This window comes from Candidatus Cloacimonadota bacterium (assembly GCA_012516855.1).
Classification (GTDB): domain Bacteria; phylum Cloacimonadota; class Cloacimonadia; order Cloacimonadales; family Cloacimonadaceae; genus Syntrophosphaera.
Window position 1 is genome coordinate 58,325 of record JAAYWB010000071.1, and the last position, 9,655, is coordinate 67,979.

At 53.7% G+C, this 9,655-nt stretch carries 10 protein-coding genes, 1 tRNA gene and 1 rRNA gene; 1 reads left to right on the forward strand and 11 read right to left on the reverse strand.

The window, feature by feature from the left end:
* Position 1 precedes the first annotated feature (1 nt).
* The 11 genes from GX466_07595 to GX466_07645 all read right to left on the reverse strand — a co-directional run bounded on the left by GX466_07595 (position 2) and on the right by GX466_07645 (position 9,005).
* Entirely contained in the window at positions 2–745 is a 744-nt protein-coding gene (locus tag GX466_07595; protein ID NLH94063.1) for an ABC transporter permease, read from the reverse strand.
* On the reverse strand, positions 735–2,114 hold the full coding sequence (dnaB, locus tag GX466_07600; GenBank protein ID NLH94064.1) for a replicative DNA helicase: 1,380 nt from the start codon (positions 2,112–2,114) through the stop codon (positions 735–737). Before dnaB ends, GX466_07595 begins: the two co-directional genes overlap by 11 nt.
* Entirely contained in the window at positions 2,107–2,592 is a 486-nt protein-coding gene (gene coaD, locus GX466_07605; protein ID NLH94065.1) for a pantetheine-phosphate adenylyltransferase, read from the reverse strand. The genes dnaB and coaD overlap by 8 nt, the downstream gene beginning before the upstream one ends.
* A complete protein-coding gene (locus tag GX466_07610) occupies positions 2,589–3,821 on the reverse strand; it encodes a M24 family metallopeptidase (protein NLH94066.1) in 1,233 nt (410 codons plus the stop codon). The genes coaD and GX466_07610 overlap by 4 nt, the downstream gene beginning before the upstream one ends.
* 14 nt (positions 3,822–3,835) lie before the next feature.
* Positions 3,836–4,423 (reverse strand): hypothetical protein, encoded by a 588-nt coding sequence (locus GX466_07615; GenBank protein ID NLH94067.1) that lies wholly within the window; start codon positions 4,421–4,423, stop codon positions 3,836–3,838.
* 12 nt (positions 4,424–4,435) lie between these two features.
* Positions 4,436–5,680, reverse strand: a complete 1,245-nt coding sequence (clpX, locus tag GX466_07620) for an ATP-dependent Clp protease ATP-binding subunit ClpX (protein ID NLH94068.1) — start codon at positions 5,678–5,680, stop codon at positions 4,436–4,438.
* Between the two features lie 75 nt (positions 5,681–5,755).
* Positions 5,756–6,340: an ATP-dependent Clp endopeptidase proteolytic subunit ClpP gene (gene clpP / locus GX466_07625; GenBank protein ID NLH94069.1), complete on the reverse strand. Its 585-nt coding sequence runs from the start codon at positions 6,338–6,340 to the stop codon at positions 5,756–5,758.
* Positions 6,337–7,647: a hypothetical protein gene (locus GX466_07630; protein ID NLH94070.1), complete on the reverse strand. Its 1,311-nt coding sequence runs from the start codon at positions 7,645–7,647 to the stop codon at positions 6,337–6,339. Before GX466_07630 ends, clpP begins: the two co-directional genes overlap by 4 nt.
* A 17-nt stretch (positions 7,648–7,664) precedes the next feature.
* Positions 7,665–7,750 (reverse strand) — tRNA-Leu (locus tag GX466_07635).
* A gap of 65 nt (positions 7,751–7,815) precedes the next feature.
* The gene (locus tag GX466_07640) at positions 7,816–8,655 is read right to left on the reverse strand and encodes a pantoate--beta-alanine ligase (GenBank protein NLH94071.1); all 840 of its coding nucleotides are present in this window, start codon (positions 8,653–8,655) and stop codon (positions 7,816–7,818) included.
* Positions 8,655–9,005, reverse strand: a complete 351-nt coding sequence (locus GX466_07645) for an aspartate 1-decarboxylase (GenBank protein NLH94072.1) — start codon at positions 9,003–9,005, stop codon at positions 8,655–8,657. Before GX466_07645 ends, GX466_07640 begins: the two co-directional genes overlap by 1 nt.
* 530 nt (positions 9,006–9,535) lie before the next feature.
* On the opposite strand from GX466_07645, the gene GX466_07650 reads away from it, so the two are divergent.
* A 16S ribosomal RNA gene (locus GX466_07650) occupies positions 9,536–9,655 on the forward strand; the annotation flags it as partial.

Genomic DNA, 9,655 nt, shown 5'->3' on the forward strand with positions numbered 1-9,655 from the left:
ACTACCCCAGGATCAGGAAAGCCACGATGAAATCCATCACCAGCACCCACACGGAGCTATAGACCACGGTTTGCATGGTGCTGCGTCCCACACCCTCGGCGCCGCCTCTGGTTCGGTCGCCGAAAAAACAGGCCAGGGAGGTGATCACGAAGCCGAACACGATGGACTTCACGATGCCGCTGAGCAGGTCGAAGGTTTGAAAGTAGCTGCGGATGTTGTTGAAAAAGGTGTGGTAGTGGATGCCGTTTTGCACCCAGTTGAAAAACCAGGCACTACCGATCCCGACCATGTTGGCAAAGACAGTGAGCAGGGGAAAGGCCACCACGCCTGCCGCGATCCGGGGAAGGTAAAGAAATTCCTCCGGTTCCACGCTCATACTGCGCAGAGCGTCCAGTTGCTCGCTAACCTTCATGGAGCCGATCTCCGCGGCAATGGCGGCGCCCACTTTACCAGTCATTACCAAAGCCGTGAGCACCGGCGCCAGCTCAATCATGGTGGATTTGCTGATGAGCACGCTGAAGAGGTGGTCCGGAATGTAGCCGCGACCTTGATAGACAAGCTGCAGCGCGGTCACGAGGCCGGTGAAAGATGAGGTTAGGGCGATCAGCGGCAGTGAATCAATGCCGATGCGCTTGAGCTGGATGACGAATTCCTCGCGGCGCTTCCCCAAACGCGGCAGGCTTTTTAGCACCCTGCCAATGAAGATGGTGAAGGCGCCAATTCCGGCGAGGAAATCAAGTTTCATGCACAGTGTCGATGCTACGGAAGAGGGTGAATTCCTTTACGAAGCCCAGGTCCACCGAACCTGTGGAGCCATGGCGGTTTTTTCCCACGATTATTTCCGCTATGCCGGGTTTTTCGGATTTTTCTCCATAATAATACTCATCGCGGTAGATGAACATCACCAGGTCGGCGTCTTGCTCGATGGCGCCTGACTCACGCAGGTCAGCCAGGCGGGGGCGCTTGTCCTCACGGGTTTCCAGCATTCGGTTTAGCTGGGAGAGGGCCACCACGGGGATTTTCATGTCTTTGGCCAGGATTTTCAGCGCGCGGGATATTTCTGATATTTCCTGTTGGCGGTTGTCGCGGTCTTTGGGCACGGTCATGAGCTGTAAATAGTCGATGATGATGAGATCAACGCCGCCGATTTCAGCGGCAAGGCGCCGGACCTTTGCCCGGACTTCCAGGGGGGTGTTGGTGCCGGATTCATCTATGTAAATGGGTTTGGCGGAGAGCACTTCGGAAGCCTGCATGATGCGGATCATCTTTTCCTCGTTCATGCCGTAACCCTTCAGCATGGCGTCCATGTTCACTTCCGAAGCGCTGCTGAACATCCTCATTATCACTTCGTCCGCGGCCATTTCCATGGTGAAGATGGCCACTTTTTTGCCCATGTTCACCGCAGCGTGGGAAGCTATATTCAATGCCAGGGAGGTTTTACCCATGGCGGGGCGCGCGGCGATGATGATGAACTGGCCAGGCCTGAAACCGCCGGTGAGGCGGTCAAGGTCGCCGTAGCCGCTTGGAATTCCAATCACCGGAATCTTCTTTGTAGCAATGGCGTCTATGGTCTGCAGCACCTCGTGGCTGATCTCGTCAAAACGCTGGAAGCCAATTTGGTGGGGAAGTTCGGCTATCTTGAAAATTGCCTGCTCGGCTTCGTCAACGATGTCTTTCACCGCTTTGGGCGAGCTGTAGCAGGATTCTATGATGCCGTTGCAGGCCACTATCAGATGACGCAGCAGGGCTTTTTCGGTGAGGATGGTGAGATGGTAGTCGAAATTGGCGCTGGAGACCACAAAGTCGGCCAGATCGTTGATATAGGGTATTCCGCCGGCTTTTTCCAGGGTGTTGTTGCGTTCCATACGGCTCGCCAGGGTCACGGGATCGGTTTCTACGCCTTCGTAAAATAGCTCGCAGATGGAGCGGAAGACCAGTTTGTTCGCTGCGCGGGAAAAGTATTCTTCCTTGATAGTCTCTATGCCTTTGCTCACGATGCCCGAATCTATGATCATGGCGGAAAGAACGCCGGCTTCGGCATTCACGTCTGCGGGCAGGGCGCGGTCGGAAATCTGGATTATGTCTTTTGGGACAGATTCTGTTTTCTTAGCCATCTTTATGCTTCTCTACAAGGGCCCGGGCCACGTTTTCCGGCACAGAATCATTGAGTTCGGAGCCAAGTTCCGCTAATTGCCGTATCATAGAAGAAGAAAGGTACATATAGCGCAGGCTGGGCACCAGGAAAATGGTTTCGATGCCGGGATCGAGCTTGGTGTCCGTGAGGGCCAAAGCCAGTTCGTATTCAAAGTCAGAAACGGCACGCAGGCCGCGGATCATAACCCGGCATTCCTGTTTCCTGGCAAATTCCACTGCCAGCCCTTCAAAACCCAACACTTCCACGTTTGGGATATGTTTAACAGCTTCGGTGCAAAGACGGATGCGTTCATCGAAGCTGAAAAGGTTCTCTTTGCCGGTGTAGTCCGCCACGGCCAGGATAACTTTTTCAAAAAGTCTGGCGGCTTTTTCCAGAATGTTCACATGACCCAGGGTGATGGGGTCGAAGGTGCCGGGATAGATGGCTTTGCAGGTCATGGTGCAATCACCCTGCGGCGCAGCTTCTCAATGTCTTTTATTTCTTTGGGGATCTTGGCGGAAAGCACTTTGTGGCCGGTTTTTATGACCAGCACGTCGTCTTCGATGCGCACGCCGAGGTTTTCCTCCGGAAGGTACAGGCCTGGCTCGACGGTGATCACGTTGCCCTCTTCCAAGACTGCTTCACGGCCGCCGAGGTCGTGGGTGTCCAAACCCAGGAAGTGGCTCACGCTGTGCATGTAATATCTGCCGACCTGGTCCTCGGAATCGATCAGGTTCAGGGCGATAAGGCCCTTCGCCAATCCCTTTTTGGTGATGTCGTTGAGCTCGGAAAGCTTCACGCCCGGCTTCACAGCCGCGATCACCTTTTTCTGCACGCCCAGCACGAGGCTGTAGATCTGTTTCTGTCGCGCTGTGAATCTCTTGCCGATAGGAAAGCAGCGAGTAACGTCTGCACTGTAGCCGTTGCAGTCTGCGCCCACGTCCATCAACACCAGTTCGTTTTCCCCGATCCGGCAGTTGTTCTTTTCGTAGTGGAGAGTGGCGGCGTTGATGCCCGCGGCGATGATGGGGGCAAAACCCCAGGCTTGCAGGCCGTTCATCTGCATGCGGTAAAAGAGGGTTGCCTCCAGCTCGTATTCCATCATGCCTGCCGTGGCGGAACTTACGATGTCTTCAATGCCCTGTCCGGTGATGTCGATGGCCTTTTGCAGCTGCTTCACTTCCCAGTTGTCTTTGATCTTGCGTAGAGGGGTGATGAGATCGTTCAACTGTTTGATCTGGATCTGTGGCTGGCGGTCACGAATGGGCTGGAGCATGTGCATGGCCAGGGTGGGCGGCTGGTTCAGGCCGGCGAAGCCAAGGTTGGCATGGATCACTTGCATTAAGGGGCACATGCCTGACAGGGTGGGGTAGAATTCGTCCAGATAGCGCACCTGCTTGATCCCGCTGATCCGTGTGGCTTCCTTCGCGTCGAGTTTTTCGCCTTCCCACACGATGCGTTCGGGGTCGCTGCGCTCGATGAAAAGCATGTCGTTGAAGCGGCTACCATATTTGCCAGCAACATAGATAAGTTCGGGATGGTTGAGCCCGGTGAGGTAGAGGAAATTCTTGTCCTGTCTGAACTTTTGCAGTTTGCACTGGGCATTGGCAAAGACAATAACATATTCTCCGTCGGAAAGGAGCGCGGCCAGGCGTTCTCGGCGTGGTGCTGTGATCTCAGCAGTCATGGTACTTCCTTTTTCTAATTATCGTTGGCTTGGACACGGGAGGCGTTTTTGCCGTCTGAGGCTTTGCCGAAATCTGAAAAACTGAGGCTTTGGGTCTGGTTTGTAGTCACGGCGATTCCGTAACAGAAGTATTCGCGGAAGTCACTATCAACCAATTTGAGGTCCCAAGTTCCCGCGGTAACCGTCCAGATAGTGTTCTGGCCAGATTCAAGGCCCCCGGCGAGGTCATTCGGGCCCCAATCCAGATCACCAGTGGGGGAGATGTAGACCTCGGCTATGGTTAATTCTGCATCGTTGGCAAAGGCGATGGCGCCGCCGGAGGGAAGAACGTCCACCGTGGAGATCAACCCCGGGCGCACAGTCTGCTCCACCCCGTTGGCGAAAACGTAATTGCCAATGAAGCTTACACTGAGGACGGCGGTTTCCTTGTAAAACAGCGACCAGTTCGACCATCCACTGATCTTGTGCGGCTCCAAGTTAGCCACGCTTACCCAGATGTCGTCAGCGCTGCGGTTGCGGACCCTCAGTTCGCCCGGCGTGGTCGTGCAGGCCAAAAGCGGCAGAACCATGCCCAGCAGCAACAGCAGCAGCCCGTGTTTCATTGCATAGGCCCATCAACTCGAACCGACCGCTTTTCTGCGGGCGGTGCTGCCGGCAAAGGTGAATTCCGGTGCGCTGCCTTTGCTCACCACATCCGCGCTGATGCGGCAACCGCGAAGTTTTTCCATATCCGGAATGTCATACATGATTTTCAGCATGAACTTTTCCATGATGGCACGCAGCCCGCGGGCGCCCGCTTTTTGCTTGATGGCGATGCTGGCGATCTCGCGCAGGGCTTCGTGATCGAATTCCAGGTCCACACCATCCATCTGGAAGTATTTCTTGTACTGGCTGCAGATGGCGTTCTTGGGCTGGGTGAGGATATCCACCAGCGCTTCTTCGCTGAGTTCGTGCAGAGTGCAGAGCACCGGCATGCGGCCTATCAGTTCTGGGATAAGGCCGTATTTCAGCAGATCGCTGGACACAGTATGGTCAAAAATGTTGTATTCTTCGGTCACTCGGCCCAGCTTCACATCGAAGCCGATGGCCTTGGTGTCCAGGCGTTCCTTGATTATCTTTTCCAGGCCGAAGAAAGCCCCGCCAACGATGAAGAGGATGTTTTTGGTATCCATTTCGATGAAGTCCTGCTGCGGATGTTTGCGCCCGCCTTTGGGTGGAACGTTCACCTTGGTGCCTTCCAGGATTTTCAGCAAAGCCTGCTGCACGCCTTCTCCGGAGACGTCGCGGGTGATCGAGGGGGTTTCTGATTTGCGGCTGATCTTGTCGATTTCGTCTAAATAGACGATGCCGCGCTCTGCCTTGGCCACATCATAATCCGCGGCTTGCAGCAAACGCACCAGGATGTTTTCCACGTCTTCACCAACGTAGCCAGCTTCAGTGAGAGTGGTGGCGTCGGAAATGGCGAAGGGCACCTTCAGATAGTTGGCCAAAGTCTGCGCAATCAGTGTCTTGCCGCAGCCAGTAGGTCCGATCATCATGATATTGCTTTTCTCCAGCTCGATGGAGTCTTTGTCGTCCTGGCGGAAGATGCGTTTGTAATGGTTATAGACCGCTACGGAGATGATCATTTTAGCCTGTTCCTGACCGATCACATACTGGTCCAGATAACTCTTGATCTCGCTGGGCCGGGGCAGTTCGACCACTTCTTCTGAGGTTTCAGGAGCGGTGGTCACCACGATGTTGTGGCACATGGCGATGCATTCATCGCAGATATTCCCTGCAATCCCGCGGATCAGGGTTTTCACCTCGAGCTCGTTTCTGCCGCAGAAAGAGCAGCTCAGGTTCTTGAACTTATCCAAGAAATCCTCCTGGTTTTCTTTGTTCGGTTTGGATGCCTTAGTTTCACTAATTGTACCGTTGTGAATCCCGTCAAGTTATTTCCGGGTGACGATCATTTCGTCGATGATGCCATATTCTTTGGCTTGCAGGGCGTCCATGTAAAAGTTGCGGTCGGTGTCCTCCACCAGTTTTTTCAAATCCTGTCCGGTGTGTTTGTGCAGGATTTCGTTCATCCTTTCGCGCAGGTAGAGGATTTCACGGGCCTGGATTTCGATGTCGCTGGCCTGGCCTTGCGCGCCGCCGAGGGGCTGGTGGATCATGATGCGGCTGTTGGGCAGGGCGGTGCGTTTGCCGTGATGCCCGGCAGCCAGCAGCAGCGCTGCCATGCTGGCGGCCTGGCCGATGCAGATGGTGCTCACGTTCGGCTTGATGTACTGCATGGTGTCGTATATCGCCAATCCGGAGGAGATTATCCCTCCGGGGCTGTTGATGTACATATAGATGTCGCGTTCGGGGTCCTCGCCTTCCAGATGCAAAAGCTGCGCCACTATGGAATTGGCCAGGTTGTCCTCGATCACACCGCTCACAAAGACTATCCTGTCTTTCAGCAGGCGCGAATAGATGTCGTAAGCCCGCTCGGTGCGACCCACCTGTTCTATCACCATGGGAATGTAGTTCATTCCTGTTCCTCCTCGGTTTCCTTAGAAACCTCAAACTCGGTGTCCTCCGGCTGTTCCGGCTCCGGTTCCGGTTCAGGTTCCACGAAAATACAAGTGGTAGCGATCCCACGCAGGATATGATAGTTAAGCGCGCTTTCCCTGAAATTCTCTCCGTCGATCATTTCTTGGTTCTGCTCGCGGTACGCTGCGGGATTCTTTTCATCCAGTATGGCCCTGTGTTCGATATAGGCGTCTTTCATCTCTTCAGAAAATTCCGTACCGCTCTGCTTTTGCAGCGCGGCCAGCAGATACATGCTCACCATGTCCTGCACTACCTTGTCTATCACGTATTTCTGCAGCATTTGGCGGTATCTCTCGTCGAAACTTTCCAGTTCCTGGACCACCAGGTATTGTAATGTCTTTTTGGGCAGGGGAAACTGGTTGTCGTTATAAAGCTTGGCGAGGATGGCGGAGTTTTCGCCATCATAATTGACATGCTCGATCCTGGTTTTCATGTCTTCACCGATCTTGGCACGCATTTCCGTAAGGTCGGCAAAGTCCATGTCCTTTGCAAATTCGTCATCGATGGCTGGCACCACGTTGCGGGTGATGTCGCTCGTTTCAAAGCTGCACGCGTATTTGGCTTCTTCGTCCACATCCAGCCCATGGTCATTGGGCAGCATCAATTTCAGGTTTTTGCCGTCCAATTCCGCTTCCAGCCTGTCACCTGTACTGGCGCCCACGATTTTGCCGGGGAACCCCTCCGTCTCCTTGTCATCGGCGTAAAAGGTTGTTTCCACGGTATGTGCGGTGCCGTTCAGCTCAAAGCTCAGATGCCCCAACACCAAGTCTCCTGTTTCGGCCACATCAATGTGCTGGAAGGTGGCGTGTTCGGTGCTCAGTTTCTGGATGAACTTCTCCACCTCTTCTTCCAGAACCAGCGGCTTGAAGGGCACTTGCAGATTGTCTATCTGCCTGAATTCCACCGGCGGTTCGTGCTCGATCTCAAGGGTTATCTTCATTTCGGAACCCTGCTGCCACTCCAGTTCTTTCACTTCCGGATAGAGCAGGAAGCGGATGTCATGTTCCTTCGCTGCTTCGGAGAAAGCTTCGTCCACATAGTCTTTCTCGAAATAGTCCTTGATTCTGTCGCCGTGCAGCCTTGTGACCATGCTCAGCGGGGCTTTGCCTTTGCGGAATCCCGGCACTTCCAGAGATTTGGCTGCTTTCTGCAGGTATTTCTGGTAGGCCGCGTCCACTTTTTCGGCTTCCACGGTGAGCACTATCTCTTTGGTGGTTGGGTCGATCTGTTTGAATTCTGTTTGCACTTTGTCTCCTGAATATATGGTGCGAAAGAGGGGACTTGAACCCCTACGGGATTATCCCACTGGATCCTAAGTCCAGCGCGTCTGCCTATTCCGCCACTTTCGCGAATGAATAATAGAATTAATGAATTGCATGTATAATGGGTCAAGTTTTTCCGGCCCGACCCGCTGTCAGGCAAGTAGTGCCGAATTGTCTATCAGCCGCGTGTTGCCTATCTTCACAGCCAGCAACATGCGTGAATTTTCGTCCACAATGTCCACGTCGGCAAGGGTTTCGGAGTTCACGATTTTGACGTAGTCTATCTGGCCACCGGCTTCCAGAATTGTTTTTTCAGCATGATCCAATAATTCAAGGCTGTTCCGGCAGCCCTGTGCCACAGTTTCTCTCGCCTGTTTCCAGGCTTGGCTAAGGCATCTGGCCTGGACGCGTTCTTCGGGGCTTAAATACGCGTTGCGCGAACTCATCGCCAGTCCGTCTTCCTCTCTAACGATGGGACAGCGCGCGATTCGGGTTTCGCTGTTCAGGTCCTGCAGCATGCGCTCCAGCACCACTATCTGTTGAAAATCCTTCAAACCCATGAACATCAGGTCAGGTTTCACTATCTGGGTCAGCTTCAGCACCACGGTTGCCACACCCCGGAAATGACCGGACCGGCTGGCGCCGCAGAGAATATTGGAAAGGCCCTCCACCTCAACCCAGGTTCTGTAACCCTGGGGATACATCTGCTCGTTGTTGGGAAAGAATACCAGATCCGTCCGGTGTTGGGAAAGCAGTTCCAGATCGCCTTCCAGGTCACGGGGATATTTGCCCAGATCTTCTTTCGGGCCGAACTGGGCGGGATTCACGTAGATCGAAACCACTGTCAGGTCCGTCTCCATCGCGCAGCGCTCCACCAGGGAAAGATGGCCGCGGTGCAGGGCGCCCATCGTAGGCACAAAGCCGACTTTCCGGCCTTGCCTGGCCTCTGCCAGAGCCTGGCGGACTTCTGCGACCATTTTGCAAACCCGCATTATTTAACCGGTTCGTTGCCCTCGCCCAAAATAATGATCTTGGGCTGGATGGTTTCCATTTCCTTCTCGTCCATCAGGCCGTAGTTGACCACGATGATCTTGTCTCCTGTGTGCACCATCCGGGCCGCGGCGCCGTTGATGCTGATCTTGCGGCTGCCGGGTTCCGCGGCGATGATGTAGGTGGAAAACCTCGCCCCGTTGTTCACGTCCCAAATCTCCACGCGCTCGTGCTCGTGCATGCCGCTAAGCTGCAAAAGTTCGCTGTCTATCTGGATGCTGGCATTGTAGTTCAGATCGCACTCGGTCACAGTAGCCCGGTGCAGCTTGGAAAGAAGTTTATACCTGAGCATTTTCACACTCCCTAATTTGTTTAGAATAATCCCAAAAAATACAGGCAGTATATATGTCAATGAATTTCGTTTACCTTTAGATGGTCCAAAGCCTCCCGATCTGGATTCCTGCCTCCTTCTTAGCGGTCTCGACCATTCCCCTCGCATGCCTCTCGCCAAATCCCCGCATCAAATGCGGGTATCGTGCGGGAGGCGAGACTGGTGCCTGGGAAAAGGCCTTAATGGCCAGTAGGCATTGCTTCACTCTTTCAAGGGTCGCCAGCTTGGGATGACAATAGTCGCGCCACTCTATTTGAACTCAAGCCATATTTTCTTTCCATTCTTTAAGCATACTGCAGATAAGCAGATAAAATAAGAGGCTGTCACAGGGGCGGAATATTTTCAAAAATTTGTGTTGACACAAAAACCGCTGTTTTTTTCATGGCTATCCTGCGCGCTTGAGATGCTGCGCAAATTGAGTTCTTTAAAAGCATATAGAGTGCCATAGAGATTTGTGCGAGCCAACAGAAGTCAATTCATTCATATTATCGATATGATGGAGAGTTTGATCCTGGCTCAGGACGAACGCTGGCGGCGTGGATTAGGCATGCAAGTCGAACGGTATCATCCTTTCGGGGGTGAGAGAGTGGCGAACTGGTGAGTAACACGTA

What these genes read in the sequence shown, in the direction of transcription:
- clpP (NLH94069.1), bottom strand. Translation starts at nt 6,340, where the DNA reads ATGAACTACATTCCCATGGTGATAGAACAGGTGGGTCGCACCGAGCGG.
- GX466_07595 (NLH94063.1), bottom strand. Translation starts at nt 745, where the DNA reads ATGAAACTTGATTTCCTCGCCGGAATTGGCGCCTTCACCATCTTCATT.
- GX466_07645 (NLH94072.1), bottom strand. Translation starts at nt 9,005, where the DNA reads ATGCTCAGGTATAAACTTCTTTCCAAGCTGCACCGGGCTACTGTGACC.
- GX466_07615 (NLH94067.1), bottom strand. Translation starts at nt 4,423, where the DNA reads ATGAAACACGGGCTGCTGCTGTTGCTGCTGGGCATGGTTCTGCCGCTT.
- GX466_07640 (NLH94071.1), bottom strand. Translation starts at nt 8,655, where the DNA reads ATGCGGGTTTGCAAAATGGTCGCAGAAGTCCGCCAGGCTCTGGCAGAG.
- GX466_07610 (NLH94066.1), bottom strand. Translation starts at nt 3,821, where the DNA reads ATGACTGCTGAGATCACAGCACCACGCCGAGAACGCCTGGCCGCGCTC.
- coaD (NLH94065.1), bottom strand. Translation starts at nt 2,592, where the DNA reads ATGACCTGCAAAGCCATCTATCCCGGCACCTTCGACCCCATCACCCTG.
- dnaB (NLH94064.1), bottom strand. Translation starts at nt 2,114, where the DNA reads ATGGCTAAGAAAACAGAATCTGTCCCAAAAGACATAATCCAGATTTCC.